Source organism: Diaphorobacter sp. C33, assembly GCF_030503915.1.
In the GTDB taxonomy this organism is placed as follows: domain Bacteria; phylum Pseudomonadota; class Gammaproteobacteria; order Burkholderiales; family Burkholderiaceae_C; genus Diaphorobacter; species Diaphorobacter nitroreducens.
This window is the reverse complement of the sequence record NZ_CP129980.1, coordinates 2616966-2641599: the sequence shown is the minus strand read 5'-3', so window position 1 is coordinate 2641599 and position 24634 is coordinate 2616966. Positions and strand designations below refer to the sequence as shown.

Below are 24634 nucleotides of genomic sequence, written 5' to 3'. Positions count from 1 at the left end.
GTGGAACGTAAAAAGTATCGAATGGCGATACCCTAAGTGTGATCCAAGCCACAAAGGCCCACAAGCGGCTGGCCTGTGCGGGCTTTGTGCGCACAATGCGCGGCACCTTCACACCCCAGCACACCGCATATGAGCGCGCAGCACCCCGTGACCTTGTCGCCCACCGCCCAGCCTGCCGAGGCGGCGCACCCCAACCAGTTCGCGCTGCTGCGTCAGCGCCGCTTCGCGCCGTTCTTCTGGACGCAGTTCGCTGGCGCGGCCAATGACAACCTGTTCAAGTTCGCCTTCACGGTGATGGTGACCTACCAGCTCAGCGTGTCGTGGATGCCGCCGGCGCTGGCGGGACTGGTGATCGGCGCGCTGTTCATCCTGCCGTTCCTGCTGTTCTCGGCCACGGCGGGGCAGCTCACGGACAAGTACGAGAAGACGCGCATCATCCGCTTCGTGAAGAACCTGGAGATCGCCATCATGCTGGTGGCGGGCGCGGGTTTCGTGGCCGGCAGCGCGGCCATCCTGCTGGGCTGCGTGTTCCTGATGGGGCTGCATTCCACGCTGTTCGGCCCCGTGAAGTTCGCCTATCTGCCGCAGGCCTTGAACGAGCGCGAGCTGACGGGCGGCAACGGCATGGTGGAGATGGGCACCTTCGTCGCCATCCTGCTGGGCAACGTCGCGGGCGGCCTGCTGGTGGCGCTGCCGGCCATCGGCCACACCACGGTGGCGGTGGCCTGTCTGGCGCTGGCTTTGCTGGGCCGCCTGGTGGCGCAGTTCATTCCGCCGGCCCCGGCCACCGACCCGGGCCTGACGGTGAACTGGAACCCGGTCAGCGAGACATGGCGCAACCTGAAGCTGGCGCACGGCAACACCGTGGTGTTCCGCTCGCTGCTGGGCATCTCGTGGATGTGGTTCTTCGGCGCGGTGTTCCTGTCGCAGTTCCCCAGCTTCGCCAAGGACGTGCTGCATGGCAACGAACAGGTGGCGTCGCTGCTGCTGGTGGTGTTCTCGGTGGGCATCGGCATCGGCTCGCTGCTGTGCGAGGTGCTCTCGCGCCGGCATGTGGAGATCGGCCTGGTGCCGCTGGGCGCCATCGGCATGAGCGTGTTCGCCATCGACCTGTACTTCGCCTCGCGGGCCCTGCCGCCGTCGGAGGTGCTCACCCTGGCGGCCTTCGCGGCGCAGCCCGCGCACTGGCGCGTGATGGCCGACCTGCTGCTGCTGTCGCTGTTCGCGGGCCTGTACAGCGTGCCCATGTACGCGTTGATCCAGATGCGCAGCCAGCCCACGCACCGCGCGCGCATCATCGCCGCCAACAACATCCTCAACGCGCTGTTCATGATCGCCAGTGCCGTGCTCGCGGGGGCGCTGCTGTCGGCGGGCTTCACGGTGCCGCAGATCTTCCTGTTCACCGGCATCGCCAATGCGGTGGTGGCGTTCTACATCTTCCTGCTGGTGCCCGAGTACCTGCTGCGCTTCGTGGCCTGGGTGCTGTCGCGCTGCATCTACCGTTTCAAGGTGCGCGGCGACGAGCACATTCCCACGGAGGGCGCGGCCATCCTGGCCTGCAACCATGTGAGCTTTGTCGATGCCGTGCTGCTGATGGCGGCCAGCCCGCGCCCCATCTACTTCATCATGGACCACCGCATCTTCCGCATCCCGGTGCTGGGTGCGCTGTTCCGCCTGGCCAAGGCCATTCCCGTCGCGCCGCAAAAGGACGATGCCGCCACCTACGAAGCCGCGTTCGAGCGCGCGGCCCAGGTGCTGAAGGACGGCGACCTGCTCGCCATCTTCCCCGAGGGCGGCATCACGCGCGACGGGCAACTGCAGGCGTTCAAGGGCGGCATCATGAAGATCATCGAACGCGCGCAGGCCGACGGCGTGCAGGCGCCGGTGGTGCCCATGGCGCTGACCAACCTGTGGGGCTCGTTCTTCAGCCGCATTGAGCAGGGCGGCGCCATGGTGCGGCCGTTCCGCCGAGGCATGTTCAACCGCGTGGGGCTGAACGTGGGCGCACCGCTGCCGGCTGCCGAGGTGCAGCCAGCCCTGCTGCGTGAGCGGGTGGCGGGGCTGCTTCAGATCAGCGCCTGAGCCAGCAGGCGCCCCAGGGCCTGCGCATTCGCTGCGGCTTCAGCCGTTGCGAAAAAGAAAGCTGTACGCGTTCAGGGCCGGCACGCCGCCCAGATGCGCGTACAGCACCTTCGATCCGGCCGGGAATTCGCCATTGCGCACCCGCTCGATCATGCCGTGCATGGACTTGCCCTCGTACACCGGGTCCGTGAGCATGCCCTCCTGGCGCGCACACAGGCGGATGGCCTCCAGCGTGCCTTCATTGGGCAGGCCGTATTCCGGGCCGCCGTAGCGCGTGTCAAGCACCACATCCTCGGCGGTGATGTCTTGGCCCAGCTCCACCAGATCGGCGGTGCTCTGCGCGATGCGCAGGATCTGCGCGTGGGTCTTCTCGGGCGTGGCCGATGCGTCAATGCCGATCACCCGGCGCGCGCGCCCGTCGGCGGCAAAGCCCACCACCATGCCCGCCTGCGTGCTGCCCGTGACCGAGCACACGACGATGTAGTCAAACCGAAAGCCCAGCTCTTTTTCCTGCTGGCGCACTTCCTCGGCAAAGCCGACGAAGCCCAGGCCGCCATAAGGGTGCTCGGAGCAGCCAGCAGGAATGGGAAAGGGCTTGCCGCCGGCCTGCTTCACGTCCGCCATGGCCTGCTCCCAGCTCGGGCGGATGCCAATGTCGAAGCCCGCCGCGTCCAGGCGCACGTCGGCGCCCAGGATGCGGCTCATCTCGATGTTGCCCACGCGGTCGTACACCGCATCGGAGTAGTTGACCCAGTTCTCCTGCACCAGCACGCACCTGAGCCCCAAATGCGCGGCCACGGCGGCCACCTGGCGCGTTTGGTTGGACTGGATGCCGCCGATGGACACCAGCGTGTCGTAGCCGCCGGCAATCGCCTCGGGGATCAGGTACTCCAACTTGCGCGTCTTGTTGCCGCCGAAGGCCAGGCCCGAGTTGCAGTCCTCGCGCTTGGCGTAGAGCTCCACCTTGCCGCCCAGGTGCTGCGACAGGCGCTTGAGCGGCTGGATGGGCGTGGGGCCGAAGGTCAGGGGATGGCGGGGGAATTTCTGCAGGTTCATGGCGGTGTTCCGGTCGATGGGGAAGGTGCCTTGCATCGTAGGAAAACCGCGCATTAACAGGGTTGTGAAATAAGATGATCTCAAGAATCAAAAAAAGTACTCATCGCCAAGGAGCAGTATTTCATTTCTCCAATCAAGCCATGGCCGCAATAAAAAAACGAAACATGAATGCCGCGGTAGAGGGCGCTGAGGTGGACCGCACCGACCGCGCCATCCTGCGCCTGCTGCAGCGCGACGCGTCGCTGTCCAACGTGGCCCTGGCGGCCAAGGTGCACCTGAGCCCGCCGGCCTGCCTGCGCCGCGTGGAGCGGCTCAAGCGGCTGGGCTTCATCGATGGCGTGGTGGCGCGGCTGAACCCGCAGGCGGTGGGTGCGGGCATGCTGGTGATGATCGGCGTGGTGCTGGACCGCTCCACGCCCGAGTCGTTCTCGGCCTTCGAGAAGGCGGCGGCCAAGATCTCGGGCTGCATGGAATGCCACGTGGTCACGGGCGAGTTCGACTACTTCATGCTGATCCGCACGCGCGACAGCGAGAGCTTCAACCGCCTGCATGCCGAGCAGCTGCTGTACCTGCCGGGCGTGCGGCAGGTGCGCTCGTTCATGGTGCTGCGCAACGTGCTGTCCACCACCGAGCTGCCGCTGGCGATCTGAATGCGGTATCGCATGGCGATACTTTTCGCCGCTGGATAGGTTACTGCGTCGGAATATCGGCTGCTTTGGCGCCGCGCGGCCGCAGCATCCGCCCCGTGTTCAACCAACGCCTGCGGGCACCGACCACCATGCATTCCTCTACCCCCACCCTCCAGCGCGACACGCGGGCCTGGCAGTTCCAGGTGTGGGCCTCGTTCGGCATCGCCGTGTTCCTGTGCGCCACCGGCCTGGCCTGGCTGCCGGGCGAGCGGCTGGAGGTGGCCTTCATGCTCATGGGCTACGTGTTCTGCCTGTCGGCGGCCTTCATGCTGGCCAAGTTCGTGCGCGACAACCAGGGCGTGCGCCGCGGCGCCGGCCAGGGCGGTGGCGACACCCCGCTGTGGAAGCTCGTCGTCTGGGGCGGCTTTGCCGTGGCCATGGGGCTCACCGGCTGGGGGCTGTGGGGCATGGCGATCAGCGCCACCTACAAGGCCTTTTTGGGCGTGAGCTGGCTGTACCTCATCACCTGCGCGTTCACGCTGGCCAAGATGCTGCGCGACCGCCACGAGGCGGATCTGGCCGACGCCCGCCTGCGCAGCCGCCTGCAGGCCCGCACCGAGGCTGCTGAATGATGCCCGCCGCGCAGGAGACCCACATGCCAACCCTTTTTCGCAAGACCTTCGCCCCCGCGCTGCTGGTGCTGGGCCTGCTGTGCGGCGCGGCGCTGCCAGCGCGGGCGCACAGCGAGGCCTCTGCAGCGCTGTCGCTGATGCCGGTGGCCTCCGTGGTCGTGGCCGCGGGCGGGGCGTCCGCGGCGGCGGGCGCCGTGGTGGCCCTGCCGGCGGCCCTGTCGGTGGGCGGCGCGGTGCTCACGGTGAAGGCCGTGCAGGCCTCGGCCACGGGCACGGTGTACCTGCTGGAGCGTGCATCGGACGGCGCCCAGGCCAGCGTGGAGGTCTCGGGCCGCGCCGCCGGTGCCGCCAGTGGTGCCGTGGGCACGGTGCTCACCTGCACCGTGATCGGCACGGGCGTGATCCTGTCGGCCGCGGGCGAGGTGCTGGCCTTCGTGCCCAACGCGCTGGGCCGCGCCCTGCTGCACAACGAAAGGCTCTGACCATGCGCACCCTGCACTGGATCGCGGCCGCCGCCCTGGCACTGGCGGGCGTGGCGGCGCATGCGGGCCGCTCCTGCGAGCCGCGCCAGCCCACGGCGCAGACCATCGCACAGGGCATGCAGCTGGCGCAGCAGACGGCCCAGGCGCTGGACGCCAGCGGCGCCCGCGTGGTGGTGCTGGCGCGCGCGGGGCAGGACTTGTCTCGCTACGGCCTGCGCTACTCGCACCTGGGCTGGGCCTACAAGACGCCCGAGGGCCCGTGGCGCGTGGTGCACAAGCTCAACGACTGCGGCACCGCCGTGGCTGCCGTGTACCGCCAGGGGCTGGGCGAGTTCTTCCTGGACGACCTGTGGCGCCACGAGGCCGTGTGGGCCGTGCCCACGCCCGCCGTGCAGCAGGCGCTGCTGCCCGTGCTAGCCGACGGCGCGCGCGCCACGCGGCTGCACCAGCGTGCCTACAGCATGGTGAGCTATGCGTGGGGCACGACCTACCAGCAGTCCAACCAGTGGGCGCTGGAGACCCTGGCCCTGGCCATGGAGCCCGAGCGCGCCCACACCCGCGCGCAGGCCCAGGCCTGGCTGCGGCTGCAGGGCTACCAGCCCACGGTGCTGCGCATCGGGCCGCTCACGCGGCTGGGCGGGCGCATGACGGCGGCCAACGTCGCCTTCGACGACCATCCGCCCGCGCAGCGCTACGCCGACCGCATCGAGACCGTGACGGTGGACTCCGCCCTCGCATGGCTGCAGCATGCGCGGCTGGCGGGCGCCCCGCAGGTGCAGGTGCTGGGTCCGGAGAAGTTTTAAGCAAAAACGGGCTCCTGCGCTTATCCATCAAGCGCGAGCAGCTACTATTTCAATAGTAAACATCGTGAGGGATCACACATGAGCAAGGCATTGCGACTGTCGGAGAAATGGTTTCGCCGCGGCCTGTGGCTGGTGGCGCTGGTGTTCGCCAGCTTTCTGATCGGGCTGGGCGGCACCATCGTGGGCGACCTGCCCAAGGTGGAGGCGCCCCTGCAGCTGGACGACTTCCTGGACCGCAACGCCGCCCAGGCGCTGCGCGCCCAGGTGAAGGAAGCGCGCCAGGCCGAGCAGGAGGCCCAGACCGCGCTGGAGCAGGCCCGGCTGCAGCACGCCAAGGCGCGCAGCGAGACGCAGGCCGAGCGCGAGACCTTCAGCAACTGGCTGGCCGCACGCCGCGCCACCCAGCGCGCCGAGCACGACCCCGAGGTGATCGCGCGCACCCAGGCGCTGGACGCCCTCAAGGCCCAGGAGCGCCGGGCCCAGCAGGCCGTGCAGGCGCAGGACCAAGCCCTGCTGGACGCGCGCCAGGCAGCGCAGGCCGCGCAGCAGCGCCTGGGGCGCCTGGAGCAGGGCGGCTACGAGAAGATGGCCGCCGAGCGGCGCAAGGTGGAGCTGCGCGTGTTCCTCTACCGCCTGGCGCTCACGCTGCCGCTGCTGGTGGCGGCAGGCTGGCTGTTCGCCAAAAAGCGCAAGAGCACCTGGTGGCCGTTCGTGTGGGGCTTCATCTTCTTCGCGGTGTTCGCGTTCTTCGTGGAGCTGGTGCCCTACCTGCCCAGCTATGGCGGCTATGTGCGCTACGTGGTGGGCATCGTGGTCACGGCGCTGGTGGGGCGCTACGCCATCCTTGCGCTCAACCGCTACCTGGAACGCCAGAAACAGGCCGAGGCCCTGCCCGAGCAGGAGCGCCGCAAGGAGCTGGGCTACGACGTGGCCCTGGCGCGCCTGGCCAAGGGCGTGTGCCCGGGCTGCGAGCGGCTGGTGGACCTGAAGGACGGGGTGACCGACTACTGCCCGCACTGTGGCATTGGCCTGTTTGACCGCTGCGGTGCCTGCGGCACGCGCAAGAGCGCCTTCGCCCGTTTCTGCCATGCCTGCGGGGCCGGTGCAGCGCCGTCCGGGACGGCCTCGCCCGGTGTGGCCCCTGCGGGTGCGGTCCCCTCGGGCATGCCGCCCGCCGGCGTGGCCCCCACCGGTACGCCACCCCAGGGTGCGATGCCCGGCGCGGCAGGGAATCGCTAGGCGCAGGCCTGGTGCAGGTCCAGCGCGTTGGCAACTGCCGCGCCGCTGGCCGTGTTGTCGAAGATGCACCACACGCTGCGCGCCGCCAGGGTGGCGACCCGCAGCCGTGCTGCTAGCGCGTCGACCAGCGCCGCGTCATAGGCCGAGTAGTACACGCGCGGTGCGCCATGCAGCCGGCAGTAGACCAGGCCGGGCCAGCCGCCGGGCACCTCGCCGCCCGCGTGCAGCACCGGGTCGGCCAGCACGCGGCCGGCCTGCCAGGCGCGCAGCAGCGCGTCGCCCTCCGGCGTGAACCAGCTGGCGTGGCGCGGCTCCACGGCAACGCTGCCGTGGGGATGCCGTTCGCGCAGGCCGCGCAGGAACGCCTCGGCGACGGGCCGGTCGAGCCGCAGGCTGGGCGGCAATTGCACCAGCAGGCAGCCCAGGCGCTCCCCCAGCCCCTGCACCTGTTCCAGGAAAGCCTCCAGCAGCGCGTCCGTGCCCTTCAGGCGCGCCGTGTGCGTGATGCTGCGTGGCTGCTTGACGCTGAAGCGGAACGCTGGCGGCGTGGAAGCGGCCCAGCGCTCGTAGGTGCTGCGCTGGTGGGGGCGGTAGAACGATGAATTGATCTCCACGGCGGGCAGCCGGGCGGCGTAGCGCTCCAGATGCGAGCCTTCGGCCGGGAATCGGTGCCGACTGCCCTGCGGTACGTTCCACCCCGCGGTGCCGATGTGCAGTGGCGCGGCCGTCGACGGTCGGGTGTCCATCGCCCCAGCATAGGAAGGATGGCGCGGCGCCGCGCGCGGAATGCGCCGGCCCTCTCCGTCAGCCGCCGCCTACGCGGCGCTATACGCCGCGTGCGCGCTCGGCCTTGAAGCGCGCGCGGAATGCGCCGAACTGGCCGGCGTCCAGCGCCTCGCGCACCTCGCGCATCAGGTTCAGGTAGTAGTGCAGGTTGTGGATGGTGGTGAGCATGGGCCCCAGCATCTCGCCGCAGCGGTCCAGGTGGTGCAGGTAGGCGCGCGAGAAGCCGCCGCGGCCCCCGTCGTTCCAGCTCACGCCCTCGGTGCCTGCGCAGGCGTGGCAGGTGCAGCTTGGGTCCAGCGGCTGGTGGTCGGTCTTGTGGCGGGCGTTGCGGATCTTCAGGTCGCCATAGCGCGTGAACAGCGTGCCGTTGCGCGCATTGCGCGTGGGCATCACGCAGTCGAACATGTCCACGCCCTGGGCCACGCCCTCCACCAGGTCCTCCGGCGTGCCCACACCCATCAGGTAGCGCGGCTTGTGCGCGGGCAGGCGGTGGGGGGTGTGCGCCATGATGTCCAGCATCTCGTCCTTGGGCTCGCCCACGCTCACGCCGCCCACGGCGTAACCGGGGAAGTCCATCTCCACCAGGGCTTCGAGCGACTCCTGGCGCAGGTTCTTGTACATGCCGCCCTGCACGATGCCGAACAGCGCGTTGGGGTTGCCCAGGCGCTCGAATTCATTCTTGGAGCGCACCGCCCAGCGGCGGCTCATCTCCATGCTCTTGCGCGCCTCGGCCTCGGTGGTCTTGTGGCCGTTGGTCTCGTAGGGCGTGCACTCGTCCAGCTGCATCACGATGTCGCTGTTGAGCGTGGTCTGGATCTGCATGCTCACCTCGGGCGACATGAAGAGCTTGTCGCCGTTCACGGGTGACGCGAAATGCACGCCTTCTTCGGTGATCTTGCGCATGCTGCCCAGGCTCCAGACCTGGAACCCGCCCGAGTCCGTGAGGATGGGCTTGTCCCACTGCTCGAAGGCGTGCAGGCCGCCAAAGCTCTGCATCACGTCCAGGCCGGGCCGCATCCACAGGTGGAAGGTGTTGCCCAGGATGATCTGCGCGCCCATCTCGCGCAGGCTGCGCGGCATCACGCCCTTGACGGTGCCGTAGGTGCCCACGGGCATGAAGATGGGGGTCTGCACCACGCCGTGGTTGAGCGTGAGCGTGCCGCGGCGCGCGTGGCTGGAGGTGTCGGTGGCCAGGATTTCAAACTTGAGCATGGGCGCGATTGTCCCAGACTGCACCGGCGGGGATTGGTGCCCGTAGCGCCCCGCGCGGCCTACACTGACCCTATCGACACAGCATTGCAAGGAGGTGCCCCATGTTCCGAATCCTGATCGCCGTTGATGGCTCCGAACTCGCGCTCGACGCCGTGCGCCATGGCGTGGCCCTGGTGCGCCGCGGTGGCCTGCAGGCCACGCTGGTGCTGGGCCATGTGCAGGAAGAGGCCTCGCTGATCGAGCTGGCCACGCAGGGCGCGGACGCCGTGGCCGCCGCGAGCGTGGAGGCGGGCCAGCACCTGATGGCGTCGGCCGTGGCGATGGTGGAGGCCGCGGGCGTGCCGTATGAGACCGAGATCGGTCTGGGCCCCGTGGCGGCCACGCTGGTGGACATGGTGGAGCGCTGCGGCTGCGACGCGCTCATCATCGGCGCGCGCGGCCTGGGCGGGCTGCGCGGCACGCTGCTGGGCTCGGTGTCGCAGGCGCTGGTGCAGCAAAGTCCCGTGCCCGTCACCGTGGTCAAGCATGCGGAGCCGGAGGAGCTGCCCGAGGATGACGACCAGGACGACGACGTAGGTGCGCAGGACTGACACCAGAAACAACGGGTCCCGCGGGACCCGTTGTGCTATTGAATCAAGAGCTGCTGGCGCAGATGGGCAGGGCGTTCAGGCTGCTTTTTTCCATTGCTGCGCCGCGCGCTGCAGCTTGCCGTGCGGCAGGCTGGCCAGGCGCGTGAACATGCGCCGGCAGTAGCCGCTGATCCACAGGCATTTGTTGAGCTCGTCCACGGGCAGCGGACCGGAGACGACCACGATGTCGTTGGCCACGTCCGCCGCGCCTGCGGCGCGCAGGCGCCGGCGCGTGTGCGTGGCCCAGGACTGGATGCGTGCCGGGCTGCCGTGCTGGTGCACCTCGCCGGTGTGCAGGTCGAAGGCAATGGCCACGGTGTCGGTCTTGAGCTTGAAGCGACGCTCGCCCGTGACTGCGCTGGGCGTTTCGCGCATGTCGTACAGGTAGTAGCTGCCGGCCTTCAGCTGGTATTGCAGGTCCATGGTCGTCGTCCTCCGGGCTGCATTGTGCGGACGGCGCTGGCCGGTGATGGGGCGAATACCGCGCGAAAGCAGGCGCTTATTGCGCAGGGCGCGGGCCCGCCCCCGGCGGCGCCGGGGTGCGCCCGATTGTGTCGGCGCACCGCGGCGCCTTCAACCCGCCGGCCCGGTCAAAGGGTAACCGGTTGTGATCGGGCCGGCAGGCGCGCGTGGCGCGCCCGCCCATCCATTCGCGCTGTGGGGTTCAGAAATCCACCAGGCTCAGGCCCACGCTGAACACGGTGCGCTTGCGGTTGTAGTCGATCAGGCTGTCGCCGTAGCCCGTGAACAGCTGGGTGTGCAGGCGCAGGTTGGTGCGGTTGCCCACCAGGCTGGTTCCGAGGGTTTGCAGCCATTCCAGCCGTGCCGAGCCGCGCCCGGTCGCCCCCAGCGAATGCCGTGCGGTCAGCGCCAGGGTGTTGTCCTTGTCCACGTTCCAGGTCAGGCCCAGCTCGGCCCGGCCCACGTAGTTGCTGATGCCGGGGTTGTCGTCGCTGTCCGCGCTCTCGTGCAGGCGCTTCCACAGGCGGCCGGTGACGGTCCAGCGGTTGTCCAGCTCCATGCCGGTCATCAGGTACACGCGGTTCCAGCTGCGCGACAGCGGCAGGCTCTGGCCGTTGGACTGGTGCACCAGGCCGATGCCGCTGTAGCGCCAGCGCCAGCCGAAGGGCAGCTTGGCGTCGGTGGGGTACACGTACATGATCTCGGGCTCGTGGTCCGTGTTGCGGAACGGCCGCGAGATGCCCGGCGAGAACAGCTGCCAGTACGACTGCTGCGTGTAGCCCGCCCACAGCGAGTCGCGCAGCGTGGGGTGGCCGCGCGTGAGCAGGCCCTGCGCGAGCTTGGTACGCACCGACAGCTGCACGCGCATCTCGGTCTTGCGGTAGTCCACCTCGCTGGCGGCATTGTTGTCCGGGCTGCCCGAGGTGGGCAGGCGGTTGACGCTGGTGGCGCCCACGACGGACACGCTCATGGGCCGGTAGCCGCGAAAGCGGAACGCCCCGCAGTCGCTGCCCGTCTCCAGCTCCCAAAAGCGCGACAGGGTGCTGTACTGGCCGTCGCGGCAGCCGTCCACCTGCGCCACGTCGATGATGCGCGTGGCCGGCAGCGTGGCGTCCACCGGCGGGGGCGGCGCGTGCGTGGCGGCGGCGGGCTGGGCGCTGGCCGAAGCGGGCGGCGCCTGCCAACTCTGCTCGCCGGCCCACTGGTCAAAGCAGGCCAGGCGTGCCTGGCTGTCACCGGTGAGTGCGGCGCACTGGCGCCAGCCGGCCGCCCGGTTGACGGCGGGGACTGCGGCGGTTTGGGCCCAGCTGACCAGCGGCAGGGCCGTGCCCAGCAGCGCGGTGGCCAGGCCCAGGCGGGACAGGGGGTGTGAAGGCTGTGTCATGGTCGGATGATGCGCGTGGTCGGTGACGGCTGCCATGCAGGTCAGGGCCGGGAAGGGGCCTGCTTGCGCAGGGTGAAGGTGTAGGGCCGGTCGGCCTCGTCGGTCCATTCGCCGCGGATCTCGCGCGCGCAGCTGCCTTCGACGACGTCGCCGCTCCAGTTGCCGCTGACCCGCGTGCCGTCGCGCGACTCTTCCATGGTGAGCCGGCCCTGGTGCACGTCGCCCACCACCACCGAGGTGAAGCCCGGCCACTGGATGCGTCCCTTCACCGTGCCGTCCCATTCGGGGTGGGGGCCCAGTTCCAGCAGCACGGGCTCGGCCATGCCGTCCAGCCGCGCCTGCCAGCGGCCCACGAGTTCGGGCTGCTCCATCTGCGCGGCCGTGGGGCAGGCCGGGCGCGGAGGTTGAGAGGTTTTTTGGGCACAAGCGCTTGCCAGTAAAGCGCTAGTAGCTATCAAAAATATAGTTTTCAACATGTGTTCAGGGTGTGGCGGGGCTGGGGGCGGCCTGGGCCTTGCGCGCAAATTCCTCGCGCAACTGGCGCAACTTGTCGCGTGGGTTCTCGCGCGCCGTGGCGGCGTCCAGTTTCATCTCGGCAATGAAGCGGCTGGGCTGGCAGGCCACCATCTCGCGCCCCTTCTTGCGCTTCTTGGTCCAGCTCACGGCCAGCGTGCGCTGGGCGCGGGTGATGCCCACGTACATCAGGCGGCGCTCCTCCTGCAGGCGCTGCAGGGTGTCGTCACTCACCTTCTGCTGGCGGCCATCGTCATCGTCCAGCTTGAAGGGCAGCATGCCCTCGGTCACGCCGGCCAGGATCACGTGCGGCCACTCCAGTCCCTTGCTGGCATGCAGCGTGGACAGCACCACCATGTCCTGCTCCTGTTCGCGCTCGGAGATGGTGGACAGCAGGGCGATGGTCTGCGCCACCTCCAGCAGGCTCTTGGTCGTGGCCTGCACCGTCGTGCCCGCGGTGTCGTCGATCTGGCCGCCCGCGCGCTGCGCCATCCAGTCGCAGAACTCCAGCACGTTGCTCCAGCGCGCTGCGGCCACCTTTTCGCTGTCCTCGCTGTCGTACAGGTGTTGTTCGTAGCCCATGTCCTTGAGCCAGTCGGCCAGGAAGGCACGCGCGGCTTCGTGGCCGTGCGTGTGGCGTGCGCGGTGCTCCAGGTCGTTGACGGTGCGGCCGAACTCCAGCAGGCCTTCCAGGCCCCGCTTGGGGATCACGGCGGGCAGCATGGCGTTGAACAGCGCGCCGAACATGCTTTGCTTGTGCTGCGTGGCGAACTCGCCCAGCGCCGCCAGCGTGGTGTGGCCCACGCCGCGCCGCGGGCTGGTGACGGCGCGCAGAAAGGCCGGGTCGTCGTCGTTGTTGATCCACAGGCGGAACCACGCGCACAGGTCCTTGATCTCGGCGCGGTCGAAGAAGCTGGTGCCGCCCGAGACCTTGTAGGGGATGTTGGCCTTGCGCAGGGCCTTCTCGAACGGCTTGGCCTGGTGGTTGGCGCGGTAGAGGATGGCGAAGTTCTTCCACGCCGGCGGTGGATTGCTGGCTGCCCGCAGGCCCTGGATGCGCGCCACGGCGCGCTCGGCCTCGTGCTCCTCGTTGTCGCAATCGACCACGCGCACGGGCTCGCCCTCGCCCAGCTCGCTGAACAGCGTCTTGGGAAACAGCTTGGGATTGGGCTGGATGACGTGGTTGGCCGCGCGCAGGATGGCGCTGGTCGAGCGGTAGTTCTGCTCCAGCTTGATGACGTTGAGCTGCGGGAAGTCCTGCGGCAGCTTCTTCAGGTTGTCCAGCGTGGCGCCGCGCCAGCCGTAGATGCTCTGGTCGTCGTCGCCCACGGCGGTGAAGCGCGCGCGCTCGCCCACCAGGTATTTCAGTAGCTCGTACTGCGTGGCGTTGGTGTCCTGGTATTCGTCCACCAGCACGTGGCCCAAGAGGCGCTGCCACTTCTCGCGCACCTCGGGGTGGTGGCGCAAGAGGCGCATGGGCATGCCGATCAGGTCGTCGAAATCCACGCTCTGGTAGGCCGTCAGGCGCTCCTCGTAGCGCTGCATGATCAGGGCGATGCTGCGCTCATGGTCATCCTGGGCCATGGCGAGCGCCTTGCGCGCGTCCCAGCCCTGGTTCTTCCAGTTGCTGATGGTCCATTGCCACTGGCGCGCGGTGGCCAGGTCGGTGGTGCCGCCCGCGCAGTCCTTGAGGATGCCCGTCACGTCGTCCTGGTCCAGGATGCTGAACGAGGGCTTGAGGCCCAGCACATGGCCGTCCTCGCGCACCATGCGCACACCCAGGGCGTGGAAGGTGCACACCAGCACGTCCTTGGCCTGGCGGCCGATCAGGCCGGCGGCGCGCTCGCGCATCTCGGCCGCGGCCTTGTTGGTGAAGGTGATGGCAGCGATGCGCCGGGGCGCCAGGCCCGTCTCGATCAGCCGCGCGATCTTGTGCGTGATCACCCGCGTCTTGCCCGAGCCCGCGCCTGCCAGCACCAGGCACGGGCCCTCGGTGTAGTGCACTGCCTGCAACTGAGCAAGATTGAGACCGGACATGGATGCAGCGGGAGGAACGGGGCGCGCCTGCGCCACGGGTTGCGGCGGGCGGCGGGTGAGAGGGAGAACAGCGGGTGTGCATGATAGCGGCGTGCGCGCACCAGGGTGATTGCCCGGGGTGGCACGCCCGGTGACAAGGCGTTTCAGCGCGCGGCGGCGCTGCGACAATCGCGCCCGTGCTGTCCGTCCTGCTGATCACCTTCCCCTTCTTCGCCCTCGTACTGTGCGGCTACCTGGCCACGCGGGCCGGGGCGCTGCCGGTGTCCGCCATCGGGGGGCTGAACAGCTTCGTGCTGTATTTCGCGCTGCCATGCATGCTGTACCGCTTCGGCGCCAGCACGCCCATCGCACAGCTGCTGGACCCGGCCGTCGCCGGGCTGTACCTGCTGTGTGCGCTGCTCATGGTGGGCGGCACGGTGGCCCTCACGCTGCGGCGCCGGGGGTGGAACGATGCGGCCTTCGGCGCGCTGGTGGCTGCCTTTCCCAACACCGGCTTCATGGGTGTTCCGCTGCTGGTGGCGTTGCTGGGCGAGGCCAGTGCCGGCACCGTGATCGTGGTGCTGGCGGTGGACCTGGTGATCACCAGCTCGGCGTGCATCGCGCTGTCGCGCCTGGATGGCGCGGGTGCGCACGGCGTGGCCGTGGCGCTGCGCAACGCGCTGCGCGGCATGGCCACCAACCCCATGCCCTGGTCCATCGTGCTGGGCGGCGTGGCGTCGGTCCTGCAGTGGCAGCCGCCGGGCCCCGTGGATCAGACCCTGGCCATGCTGGCGGGCGCGGCATCGCCGGTGGCGCTGTTCACCATTGGCGCGGTGCTGGCGCGCTCGCAGATGAACCAGCAGGAATACGTGCCACCGGGCCAGTACGTGCCGATCGCGCTGGCCAAGCTCGTCGTGCACCCGCTGCTGGTGTGGTGCGTGGGACGTGCGGCGATGGCGCTGGGGGTGGATCTGTCGCCGTTCACGCTCACGGTGATGGTGCTGCTGGCCGCGCTGCCCAGCGCGAGCAACGTGGCGCTGCTGGTGGAGCGCTTCGGGGCCCACGGCGGGCGCGTGGCGCGCATCATCCTGGTGAGTACGGCGCTGGCGTTCGTCAGCTTTTCGGCTGCCGTTGCGCTTTTGACTTGACCTGTTTACTTCTGTTTTGATAGCTATAAGCGCTTACGGCATAAGCGTTGAGTGGCAAAAAATCGAGAAATCTTCTCAGCAGGCCTGGCGCACCGATTGGACGAGGGCGTCCCGCACGTAGTGCATCCCGACCATCGCCCCTGCCCAGAGCAGGCCTTCGACACAAAGCTGGAGCCGGAACGCCTGCCGGTACATCCGCGTGGTCACGGTATGCAGCGCTTTGGCCACGATGGGCAGGGGCGCGACGAGCGATATGGCGTAAACGGCGGCCTTCCAGCCCTGCAGGTACGTGCCGAAGGGCTTCGACCCGTGGCACAGGAGGATGGCTCCTTGGCCTTGCCAGTCGCCGTACGCCTGCCAAAGCCCCATCACGTTGAGAAAGGTGAAAAACGCCATCGCCACCAACCAGATAGAGGCCAGGTTGCCGTCCACCACGTTCCAACTCGGGGCATCGGCGCGTTCCGCTTTCTGCTGCGGGTTCTCCTTACGGCGCGCGCCTTCAGTGCGGATCACCTCTTCGGCAGCGTCCACGGCCAGGTCCAGCCACTGGCGCCACGTGCGCACGCGGGGCTGTTCGCCCAGCGCTGCGGCATAGACGCAGGCGTCGTCCACGCACACCTGCTTGTCAGGGGTGATGCGGTCGGCTGGCAAATACCAGTCCTTGGACTTGCGCGGCAGCCGTACCACGAAGACGGTGGTGGTCATGATCGTTTGCCGAAAGCCCGTGGGGCGATGTAGCAGCTCGATGGCCATCCAGTCGAATCCTCGATGCCGGCCCTTCACGATCCACTGCGGGCCCACCACAACTAGGCCCAGCCGTTGCCAGAGCGGGTCTGAAAAGCTCTCGAGTAGACCGCGCGGCGGCTTCTCCTTGAAAGCCATTCACAAGTCCTCCAGGTCGGCGTCGTCCTGCGCCGCGCGCCTGATCTGAATCCCCACCGTGACGGCCGTGACCGCGCAGATCAGCAGGTTCCAGGGGCCGGGCACGCCGAAGATGGCCGTACCCACTACGGCAACGCCCACAACGACCGCCATGCGCAGGAAACCGTAGTCTTCGCAAAATCGGAGGGTGTGCGCCAGCGCAAGGTAGATCAGGATCAGCATCACCGGCCAGAAAAACAGGCTGGCGATCATCAGTGCCATCAGGCCCGTGCCGTCGGTTTCTGCGAACCAGGCTGCCCAGACCCAGTTGGTGACCAGCGTGGCCACGGTCAGTGCGACGGTGCTCCAAAGCGGAGGCAGAATGTCTTGGTAGCGGTTCATTCGGTGAGTTGTCCCGAGTATGCCGGTGGGCGGTGCTGCGCAGTGTGGGCAGCGCGGGCGAGTATGGCGAGCGGTTTCCCAGCCCAGCCTGCCAGCGGCTACTCCCGGTAGCGCGGGGCGATACCGCGAGCCATGCGCGCCTGCATGGCGCAAAAAATGCTATTAGGAGGATAGCTGTAAGCGCTGGTTGAAAAGTGCTGGCAGCACCTTTGCCGTAGTTGCACCACGCGGGATTTCCTTCAGATCGCCTGCGGGTCCACGTCCACCAGCCAGCGCACCAGGCCGCGGTGGCGCGGGCGCTCGGCATGCAGCAGCGGCTGCCATGCAGCCAGAAAGCGCTGCAGCGCGCCGCGCTGGGGACTTTCCAGCAGCATCTGCGCGCGCTCCACATTGGCCACGCGCTGGATGGCGAGCGGCACCGGCGGGAACAGGAAGACCTGGTCCAGCCCCGGCAGCCCGGCGGCGCGCGCGGCGTCGCTGGCGGCCTGCAGGAAGGCCTGGGCCGCCTCCTGCGTGCGGGCGTCCGCGCGCACCAGCGCCTGATAGGCGAAGGGCGGCATGCCGGCTTCCTGGCGCTCGGCCAGCTGGCGCGCGGCGAAGGCCGGGTAGTCGTGGCGGCGCAGCGCGGCATAGACGGCGTGGTCGGGGTGCCAGGTCTGGATCCACATCTCGGGCGGGCTGCCTTGCGCGGCCACATAGCGCGCATCGCGCCCCGCGCGGCCCGCGGCCTGCATCAGCAGGGCGAACATGCGCTCGGGCGCGCGGAAGTCGCTGCTGAAGAGCGCTCCGTCGGGCTGCACGGCCGCCACCAGGGTGATGCGCCGAAAGTCATGCCCCTTGGCCACCATCTGCGTGCCGACCAGCACGTCCACCTCGCCGCTGTGCACCTGGGCCAGTTGCTCCTCCAGCGCCCCCTTGGCGCGGGTGGTGTCGGCGTCGATGCGTGCCACGCGCGCGGCGCGGCGGTCCGGGGTGATCACGTTGCGCAGCAGGGCGGCCAGTTGCTCTTCCAGCTGCTCGGTGCCCCGGCCCAGGGGCAGGATGTCCGGGTTGCCGCAGCTGGGGCAGGCCCGCGGCACGCGTTGCGTAAAGCCACAGTGGTGGCAGCGCAGCGTGCGGTCGCTCTTGTGGAACACCTGGTGGGCGCTGCAGTGCGGGCAGTCGCTCTTCCAGCTGCAGTCATGGCAGTGCAGCACGGGTGCAAAGCCGCGGCGGTTGAGCAGCACCAGGCATTGCTCCCCGCGTTGCACCCGTTCGGTGATGGCGGCCAGCAGCGGGGGCGAGAACACGCCACCCGCCCCCGAACTGCGCGGCTGTTGTCCCATGTCCACCAGGCGCACGCGCGGCAGCTCGCCTGTGCCGGCGCCGTCCCCTGAGCCGATACGGCTGGGCATGTGCAGGCGCAGATAACGGCCCGGGCCCCCCTCGCTGGCCGGGGTGCTGGCATGCCAGCTCTCCAGCGACGGGGTGGCGCTGCCCAGGATCACCTTGGCGCCCTGCTCGCGTCCGCGCCACAGCGCCAGGTCGCGCGCGGAGTAGCGCGCGCCCTCCTGCTGCTTGTAGCTGGCGTCATGCTCCTCGTCCACCACGACCAGTGCCAGCCCCGGCAGGCTGGCGAACACCGCCATGCGCGTGCCGAGCACGATGCGCGCAGCGCCCGTATGCGCGGCGAGCCAGCTCTTCAGGCGCTGTGCCGGCGTCATCCCGCTGTGCATGCTGACCACGGCCGCCTCGCCGTACAGGGGAGCGAAGCGCTCGCGAAAGCGCGCCTCCAGCTGCGGGGTGAGGTTGATCTCGGGCACCATCACCAGTGCCTGTGCGGCGGGATGGCCGGCCAGGGCGCGCTGCACGCAGTGCAGGTACACCTCGGTCTTGCCGCTGCCCGTGCTGCCGAACAACAGGAAGGGCCCGCGCTCTGCATCGATTTGGGCTGTAGCGCTTGCCTGTTCTGCGGTAAGTGCTATTGTTTTTGCAACTGCTTCGGACGGGTGCGCCGGCGGTGCGGGGCGGCGCAGGCGCCGCGCCAACTGCTCGGGCGTGAGGTCGCGCAGCTGTGGGGGCAGGGCGGCCAGCGCCACCTCGCCCACCGCGCGTTGGTAGTAGCGCGCGGCGAAGCTCACCAGACGGCGCCAGGCGGCGTCCAGCGGCGCCACGCCTTCGAGCACACCCGCCACCGTGCGCGGCACCATGCCCGGCGGTAGCGCCGCTAGCTCGGCGGGCGCGTCCCAGACCACGCCCAGCACCTCGCGCGCGCCCAGCGGGACGCGCACCAGTGTCCCGGCAGGCAGCGGGCGCGGGCTGGCATAGCTCAGCGGTTCGCCCACGCCACTGTGCGCCGGCGTGCTCACGGCCACGCAGAGCAGGCAGGCTGCGCTGTCATGCGGCGTGGTCGGGGACAGGGAGCGGTCAGGCATGGGCGGTGGGTGAAAAGGCGGGCGGCACCGGGGCGCGGCCCCGCATGATTCCACAAGCTTGCCCACTGCTATGAGAGATGCTGTGGATAACTTTGTTGAAAAGCAGCGTGCAACACGCCGCGGGGCGCGCTCCTGCTGGACTGCGCGCTAGCGGATTTGTAGACGGCGCGGTGCAAAAAAAGCTTATGAATCAACGTTCTTTGCTGCGCCGCAAAAAGTGCCGCAGCGGTTGTCGGGCGACGCTCTGCGCAGGGGGCCGCAGTTGCCAGCATGTGAACAACTGGCGCTGTCAATAGGGAAGAGCATCCCCCGGATGTGGTAGGCGCCGCAGCCACTGTGGGACTTTTCCTTCACTTCGTGCGGCAAGTGCTTGATTTTGCGAGGGAAACACAGGAAGTTCAGATTTTCTGTGGATAACTTTGTTGATATCCCGGCTGGGCCGCCCGAAAGCCCTTGTCTGGCCGTGGTTTGCTTAGGGTGCCCACAAAATCGGCAGGCGCAGGACCTTCATATGAATCAACCACTTACGAGGTTCGCCGTGATTTGTTGCCGGTTGTTGCGCTGCTCACTGCGGGCCGCGCGGCACGCCGGATGCGGCTGCCGCAGTGTGAATAAGTCATGCCGGCGCCGCAGCCTTGGTAAGTAGGCATTCACCGCTGCCGCAGGCTGCGTGAATAGCCATGCACAGCTTCCACCAGCGCGGCCACGTGTTCGGGCGGGGTGAACTGGCTGATGCCGTGGCCCAGGTTGAAGATGTGCGTGGGACCGGTGGTGGTCTTGTCAGTGTGCGGCGTGCCGAAGCTGTCGAGCACGGCGCGCACCTGGGCTGCCACAGCCTCGGGCGGGGCGAACAGGACGTTCGGGTCGATGTTGCCCTGCAGCGCCTTGCCGGGGCCGCCCACCTGCCCGCCGACGATGGCGCGGGCCTTGCCCAGGTGGGCCGTCCAGTCCAGGCCCAGCACCTCGCAGTCGATGTCCTTCATGTCGTCGAGCCAGATGCCGCCGCCCTTGGTGAAGACGATGCGCGGCACATCCTGCCCGTCCACGCCCGTGCGCTTGAGCTGCGCCAGCACGCGCCGGGTGTATTCCAGGCTGAAGTCCTGGAAGCACCCGTCGGCCAGCACGCCGCCCCAGCTGTCGAAGACCATCACGGCCTGGGCGCCGGCGTCGATCTGGGCATTCAGGTAGGCGGCCACGGCGTCCGCGTTCACCGCCAGGATGCGGTGCATCAGGTCCGGGCGGCTGTACATCAGCGTCTTGACGAGGCGGTAGTCGTCGCTGCCCTTGCCCTCGACCATGTAGCAGGCCAGCGTCCAGGGGCTGCCCGAGAAGCCGATCAGCGGCACGCGGCCGTTCAGGGCCTTGCGGATGCTGGTGACGGCGTCGAACACGTAGCGCAGCTTGTCCAGGTCGGGCACGGCCAGCTCGGCCACGTCGGCTTCGCTCCGCACCGACTTGGCGAAGCGCGGGCCCTCGCCCTCGGCGAACGACAGGCCCAGGCCCATGGCGTCGGGCACGGTGAGGATGTCGCTGAACAGGATGGCGGCGTCGAGCGGGAAGCGCTCCAGCGGCTGCAGCGTCACCTCGGTGGCGTACTCCACGTTCGTGGCCAGGCCCATGAAGCTGCCGGCCTTGGCGCGCGTGGCCTTGTATTCGGGCAGGTAGCGGCCCGCCTGGCGCATTAGCCACAGGGGCGTGTAGTCGGTGGCCTGACGACGGCAGGCCCGCAGGAAGGTGTCGTTCTGGAGGGGGGCGAAGCTCATGCGCGCGATTGTCGCAGGCCGGCTCCCGCAGGCCTTGGGCAAGCCCCGCGGGCTTGCCTCAGATCAAGGAAAGGGGCGCTGCAGGACGATGCGCCGTCTCCTCAGACGGGGGAACGGGTGGGGGCCGGGTTCCACAGCGTCCCATCGGCTCCGGCCTCCAGCAGCCGGGTCAGCAGCGGGTGCATCACCTTGCGGGCGCTGTAGATCAGGTGGAACTGCTCATGCACCTCAGGGGTGGTGCCCACGGGCACGAGGCCATGGGTCTGCTCCAGGTGCGGGCCCAGGGTCTCGGGCGCGGGCATCACGCCCATGCCGGTGGCAGCGAAGGTGCTGAGCAGGGCGCTGTCCTCGAATTCCCCTGCAATGCGTGGGCGGATGCGCTCGCGTTCCAGCCAGTGGTCGATGCGCGCGCGCAGCGCGGCGTGCTCGGTGGGCAGCAGCACCGGCACGACCGCCAGGCTGCGCGGGAATGCGTGGCGCGCGGCCTGCGCCCACAGCGGCGGGGCATACCAGCCAATGGCGCTGGTGCCCAGCAACTGGCTGGTGGTGCGCAGCGCCGGGTTCGGCGGGGCGGGGCGGTCGGCCAGCACCGCGTGCAGCTTGTGCAGCGCCAGTTCGCCCAGCAGGGGCTGGAATTCCCCCTCGTGGCACAGCAGGCGCAGGTGGGGCTCGTCCAGCACGGGGGTGAGCAGCCGGTGCACCGCCAGTTTGGCAATGCCGTCGGAGATGCCCAGGTTCAGGCGCAATGTGGGGCCCGAGGCGGCCTCGCGCACGCGCTGGGGCAGCTGCTCGCCCAGCGCGAAGATGTGGTCGGCCTCGTGCAGCGCGGCCACGCCGGCCTCGGTCAGCATGAGGTTGCGGCCCTCGGCGCGCAGCAGGCTCACCCCCAGGGACTTCTCCAGCTCGCGCACCTGTGCGCTGATGGTCTGCACCGCCATGTCCAGCCGCTCGGCGGCCCGTGCCATGCCGCCCTCCTTGGCGACGACCCAGAAGTAGTACAGGTGGCGGTAGTTGAAGCTCTGGCTCATGGAGTTACTTCGTAAAAACCGAAGTAATAGTACCGATAAGGCAGGTTTTTTGGAATCCACGCGCCTCCTACATTGCACCCCTCGGGCGGTGGGCCCGTCAGTACAACCCCATTGGAGAAGGACGCATGGAAACGATAGGCACCTGGTGGATGTGGGCGGGCTTCGCCGCCTTTGTGGTCGTGGCGATCGCCGTGGACCTGCTGGTGATGGAGCGCCAGGGCGCGCACCGGGTGACGATGGGCGAGGCCGCGCGCTGGAGCCTGCTGTGGTTTGCGCTGGCGTTCGTGTTCGTGGGACTGCTGTGGTGGTACCTGGACGGCAGCCAGGGTCGCGACGTGGCCAACACGGTGTCGATGCAGTTCATCACCGGCTACCTCGTCGAAAAGAGCCTGTCGGTGGACAACATCTTCGTGTTCCTGATGCTGTTCAGCTACTTTGCCGTGCCGCCGCAGTACCAAAAGCGCGCCCTCATCATCGGCATCATCGGCGCCATCGTGCTGCGCACGCTGCTGATCCTGGCGGGCGCGTGGCTGCTGGCCACGTTCCACTGGCTGCTGTACGTTTTTGGGGCGTTCCTCGTGGTCACCGGCATCAAGATGTGGTTTGCGGCGGGGCAGGAGCCCGACATCGCGACCAACCCGGTGCTCAAGCTGCTGCGCCAGCGCATGCGCATCACCGACCGGTTCGACGGAGAGAAACTCTCCACCATGATCGACGGCGTCAAGCACTACACCCCGCTGTTCGTGGTGCTGGTGCTGATCGGCACCACCGACATCATCTTCGCGGTGGACAGCATCCCCGCCATCTTCGCCATCACCAGCGACCCGTTCATCGTGCTCACGGCCAACGTGTTCGCCATCCTGGGCCTGCGCGCGCTGTACTTCCTGCTGGCCGACCTGGCCAACCGGTTCCACCTGCTGGCCTATGGCCTGGCGCTGGTGCTGGTGTTCATCGGCACCAAGATGCTGCTGATCGACCTGGTGAAGATTCCCATCGGCTACGCGCTGCTGGTCACGGCGACGCTGATTGCCGGCTCCATCGTGCTGTCGCTGCGCGGCTCGGGGGGGAGCGCGGCGCGCCCCGCGCCCCCACTGCCGGGCAAGCGCTGACCTGCCCTGCGCGCCCCCGGTCGGGCGTGACCCTGGCCGTGGGTGGCCCGGTTCAGCGCGTGCGTGCCAGGGCCTGGTCGATGTCCCAGAGGATGTCGTCCAACTCCTCGATGCCCACGCTCAGGCGCACCATGTCCGCGCGCACGCCGGCGCGGGCCAGCTCCTCCTCGTTGAGCTGGCGGTGCGTGGTGGAGGCGGGATGGATCACCAGCGTCTTCGCGTCGCCGATGTTGGCCAGGTGGCTCAAGAACTCGCAGGCGTCGATGAACTGCTCGCCCGCCGCGGCGCCGCCCTTCACGCCGAAGGTGAGGATGCCCGAGGCGCCGGGGCTGCCATCCACCGCGCGGAACTGTTTTTGCGCCAGCGCGTAGTACGGCGAGTCCGGCAGGCCCGGGTAGTGGACCCAGGCCACCTGCGGGTGCTGCTGCAGGAACTGCGCCACGGCCAGCGCGTTGCGGCAGTGCTCGCGCATGCGCAGGTGCAGCGTCTCGGCGCCCTGCAGCAGCAGCCAGGCGTTCAGGGGCGAGAGCACGCCGCCGAAGGTGCGGTTGACCTCCATGCGCGCCTTCATGGTGTAGCCAAAATCGCCGAAGGTCTCGTAGAACTTCACGCCGTGGTAGGCGCGGCTGGGCTCCACCATCTCGGGGAATCGGCCGTTGTCCCAGGGGAATTGGCCACCCTCCACCACCACGCCACCCATGGTGGTGCCGTGGCCGCCGATGTACTTGGTGGCGCTGTGCACCACGATGTCGGCACCCAGGGCCAGCGGGTTGCACAGGTAGGGGCTGGCCACGGTGTTGTCGATGACCAGCGGCACGCCGTGGGCGTGGGCCACCTCCGCAATCGCCGCGATGTCCAGCACGTTGACCAGCGGGTTGCCGATGGTCTCGCCGTACACGGCGCGCGTGTTCGGACGCATGGCGCGGGTGAAGTTTTCGGGGTCGGACGGGTCGACGAAGGTCGTCTCGATGCCCAGGCGGCTGAAGCCCACACCCAGCTGCCCCACCGTGCCGCCATAGAGCGTGCTGGCGGCCACGATGTGGTCGCTGGCCTTCAGGATGGCCAGCAGCGCCGCCATCTGCGCAGCCATGCCGCTGGCGCAGGCGAGGGCCGCGCGGCCACCCTCCAGGCTGGCCATGCGCTCCTCGAACACAGCGACCGTGGGGTTGCTGATGCGGCTGTAGACGTTGCCGAAGGTCTGCAGGTTGAACAGGCTGCTGGCGTGCTCGGCGTCGTCGAAGACGAAGCTCGTGGTCTGGTGGATGGGCGTGGCGCGCGCGCCGGTCACGGGGTCGGGCTGGGCGCCGGCGTGGATGGCGCGCGTGCCGAAGCCGAAGGCACGGTCGGCTCCAGAGCCGGGTGGGGTGGATGCGGTCATGGTGTTATGGGTTAAATAGGCCTCTAGCGCTTATCCATCAAGCGCTAGTAGCTATCAATATGGGAGCTTGCGCAGGCGCTTGGACGAGATCACCTGGGTGTTCACGCCCATCCAGCCCAGGCCGCCGAACAGGCGTGCGTGCTCGATCTTCACGCAGCGGTTCTGGATCACGCGCAGGCCCGCGGCCTCGGCCTGTGCGCCGGCGGCCTCGTTGAACACGCCCAGCTGCAGCCACAGGCATTGCGCGCCCACCGCGATGGCTTCAGCCGCCAGCGGCGGGATGTCCTCGCTCTTGCGAAAGCAATCCACCATATCGATGCGCGCGCCCTGCGCGGCCAGCGCGGCGGCGGCATCAAGCACGCTGGCGTAGGCGGTCTCGCCCAGGATCTGCCCGCCTTCGCGCGCGACCAGCGGGTTCACGGGAATCACGCGGTAGCCGTGCGCCTGCATGTACTTGGCGGCAAAGTGGCTGGGCCGGTGCCATTGCGGTGACAGGCCCACCACGGCGATGGTGTGGCACTGCGTGAGCACGTCACGCAAAGTGCTGATGGTGTCGGGTGTGCGGAGCATGGCGGCAGTGTATGCACAGCCGTGGGCCCACGGGTA

General features: G+C 68.7%; 23 protein-coding genes. 9 read left to right on the top strand and 14 right to left on the bottom strand.

Going from position 1 to position 24634, the window contains the following annotated elements:
- Positions 1-129 precede the first annotated feature (129 nt).
- Positions 130-2082 (top strand): MFS transporter, encoded by a 1953-nt coding sequence (locus QY917_RS12450; RefSeq protein ID WP_123676804.1) that lies wholly within the window; start codon positions 130-132, stop codon positions 2080-2082.
- A 39-nt stretch (positions 2083-2121) separates the two neighbouring features.
- Here the strand turns inward: QY917_RS12450 and QY917_RS12445 are convergent, their stop codons facing one another.
- Positions 2122-3138 carry a 1-aminocyclopropane-1-carboxylate deaminase gene (locus tag QY917_RS12445; RefSeq protein ID WP_123676826.1) on the bottom strand — a complete coding sequence of 339 codons (1017 nt, stop codon included), beginning with the start codon at positions 3136-3138 and terminating at the stop codon, positions 2122-2124.
- A gap of 140 nt (positions 3139-3278) precedes the next feature.
- Here QY917_RS12445 and QY917_RS12440 point away from each other — a divergent pair, with 140 nt between their 5' ends.
- The 5 genes from QY917_RS12440 (at position 3279) to QY917_RS12420 (ending at position 6923) form a co-directional block, all read left to right on the top strand.
- Positions 3279-3788, top strand: a complete 510-nt coding sequence (locus tag QY917_RS12440; RefSeq protein WP_103738084.1) for an Lrp/AsnC family transcriptional regulator — start codon at positions 3279-3281, stop codon at positions 3786-3788.
- Positions 3789-3916: 128 nt separating this feature from the next.
- Positions 3917-4399, top strand: coding sequence for a YiaA/YiaB family inner membrane protein (locus QY917_RS12435; RefSeq protein ID WP_123676825.1), 483 nt, complete (start codon positions 3917-3919; stop codon positions 4397-4399).
- A gap of 23 nt (positions 4400-4422) precedes the next feature.
- A complete protein-coding gene (locus QY917_RS12430) occupies positions 4423-4881 on the top strand; it encodes a hypothetical protein (RefSeq protein WP_123676824.1) in 459 nt (152 codons plus the stop codon).
- 2 nt (positions 4882-4883) lie between these two features.
- The gene (locus tag QY917_RS12425) at positions 4884-5684 is read left to right on the top strand and encodes a DUF2145 domain-containing protein (RefSeq protein WP_123676803.1); all 801 of its coding nucleotides are present in this window, start codon (positions 4884-4886) and stop codon (positions 5682-5684) included.
- 78 nt (positions 5685-5762) lie between these two features.
- On the top strand, positions 5763-6923 hold the full coding sequence (locus QY917_RS12420; protein ID WP_123676802.1) for a serine endopeptidase: 1161 nt from the start codon (positions 5763-5765) through the stop codon (positions 6921-6923).
- Here QY917_RS12420 and QY917_RS12415 read toward each other — a convergent pair.
- On the bottom strand, positions 6920-7669 hold the full coding sequence (locus QY917_RS12415) for a DUF72 domain-containing protein (protein WP_123676801.1): 750 nt from the start codon (positions 7667-7669) through the stop codon (positions 6920-6922). The two genes, QY917_RS12420 and QY917_RS12415, sit on opposite strands and share 4 nt — an antisense overlap.
- A 79-nt stretch (positions 7670-7748) precedes the next feature.
- Positions 7749-8921 (bottom strand): tRNA guanosine(34) transglycosylase Tgt, encoded by a 1173-nt coding sequence (tgt, locus tag QY917_RS12410; protein WP_123676800.1) that lies wholly within the window; start codon positions 8919-8921, stop codon positions 7749-7751.
- 101 nt (positions 8922-9022) lie between these two features.
- On the opposite strand from tgt, the gene QY917_RS12405 reads away from it, so the two are divergent.
- A complete protein-coding gene (locus QY917_RS12405) occupies positions 9023-9511 on the top strand; it encodes a universal stress protein (protein ID WP_011806956.1) in 489 nt (162 codons plus the stop codon).
- A 75-nt stretch (positions 9512-9586) separates the two neighbouring features.
- On the opposite strand, the gene QY917_RS12400 is transcribed toward QY917_RS12405, so the two are convergent.
- The 4 genes from QY917_RS12400 to QY917_RS12385 all read right to left on the bottom strand — a co-directional run bounded on the left by QY917_RS12400 (position 9587) and on the right by QY917_RS12385 (position 13946).
- Positions 9587-9973, bottom strand: a complete 387-nt coding sequence (locus QY917_RS12400; protein ID WP_011806955.1) for a hypothetical protein — start codon at positions 9971-9973, stop codon at positions 9587-9589.
- Between the two features lie 241 nt (positions 9974-10214).
- On the bottom strand, positions 10215-11396 hold the full coding sequence (locus tag QY917_RS12395) for a phospholipase A (protein ID WP_123676823.1): 1182 nt from the start codon (positions 11394-11396) through the stop codon (positions 10215-10217).
- A 41-nt stretch (positions 11397-11437) separates the two neighbouring features.
- Positions 11438-11767: a hypothetical protein gene (locus QY917_RS12390; RefSeq protein ID WP_238526544.1), complete on the bottom strand. Its 330-nt coding sequence runs from the start codon at positions 11765-11767 to the stop codon at positions 11438-11440.
- Between the two features lie 109 nt (positions 11768-11876).
- Positions 11877-13946 carry an ATP-dependent helicase gene (locus QY917_RS12385; RefSeq protein ID WP_123676798.1) on the bottom strand — a complete coding sequence of 690 codons (2070 nt, stop codon included), beginning with the start codon at positions 13944-13946 and terminating at the stop codon, positions 11877-11879.
- Between the two features lie 176 nt (positions 13947-14122).
- Between QY917_RS12385 and QY917_RS12380 the strand changes: the two genes are divergently transcribed.
- On the top strand, positions 14123-15073 hold the full coding sequence (locus QY917_RS12380; protein ID WP_088888243.1) for an AEC family transporter: 951 nt from the start codon (positions 14123-14125) through the stop codon (positions 15071-15073).
- Between the two features lie 75 nt (positions 15074-15148).
- Here the strand turns inward: QY917_RS12380 and QY917_RS12375 are convergent, their stop codons facing one another.
- From QY917_RS12375 to QY917_RS12355, 5 genes are all read right to left on the bottom strand, one after another.
- Positions 15149-15955 (bottom strand): hypothetical protein, encoded by an 807-nt coding sequence (locus QY917_RS12375; RefSeq protein ID WP_123676797.1) that lies wholly within the window; start codon positions 15953-15955, stop codon positions 15149-15151.
- Positions 15956-16336, bottom strand: a complete 381-nt coding sequence (locus QY917_RS12370) for a hypothetical protein (RefSeq protein ID WP_123676796.1) — start codon at positions 16334-16336, stop codon at positions 15956-15958. It lies immediately after the preceding gene.
- Positions 16337-16575: 239 nt separating this feature from the next.
- Positions 16576-18750, bottom strand: a complete 2175-nt coding sequence (gene priA / locus QY917_RS12365) for a primosomal protein N' (protein WP_123676795.1) — start codon at positions 18748-18750, stop codon at positions 16576-16578.
- Between the two features lie 650 nt (positions 18751-19400).
- The gene (hemE, locus tag QY917_RS12360) at positions 19401-20513 is read right to left on the bottom strand and encodes a uroporphyrinogen decarboxylase (RefSeq protein WP_123676794.1); all 1113 of its coding nucleotides are present in this window, start codon (positions 20511-20513) and stop codon (positions 19401-19403) included.
- Positions 20514-20614: 101 nt separating this feature from the next.
- On the bottom strand, positions 20615-21541 hold the full coding sequence (locus QY917_RS12355) for a LysR family transcriptional regulator (protein ID WP_123676793.1): 927 nt from the start codon (positions 21539-21541) through the stop codon (positions 20615-20617).
- A gap of 125 nt (positions 21542-21666) precedes the next feature.
- Here QY917_RS12355 and QY917_RS12350 point away from each other — a divergent pair, with 125 nt between their 5' ends.
- Positions 21667-22650 (top strand): TerC family protein, encoded by a 984-nt coding sequence (locus tag QY917_RS12350; RefSeq protein ID WP_123676792.1) that lies wholly within the window; start codon positions 21667-21669, stop codon positions 22648-22650.
- A gap of 52 nt (positions 22651-22702) precedes the next feature.
- Here the strand turns inward: QY917_RS12350 and QY917_RS12345 are convergent, their stop codons facing one another.
- Positions 22703-24028, bottom strand: coding sequence for an O-acetylhomoserine aminocarboxypropyltransferase/cysteine synthase family protein (locus QY917_RS12345; RefSeq protein ID WP_123676791.1), 1326 nt, complete (start codon positions 24026-24028; stop codon positions 22703-22705).
- 54 nt (positions 24029-24082) lie between these two features.
- Positions 24083-24598, bottom strand: coding sequence for a CoA-binding protein (locus QY917_RS12340; RefSeq protein ID WP_015914389.1), 516 nt, complete (start codon positions 24596-24598; stop codon positions 24083-24085).
- Between the last annotated feature and the right edge of the window lie 36 nt (positions 24599-24634).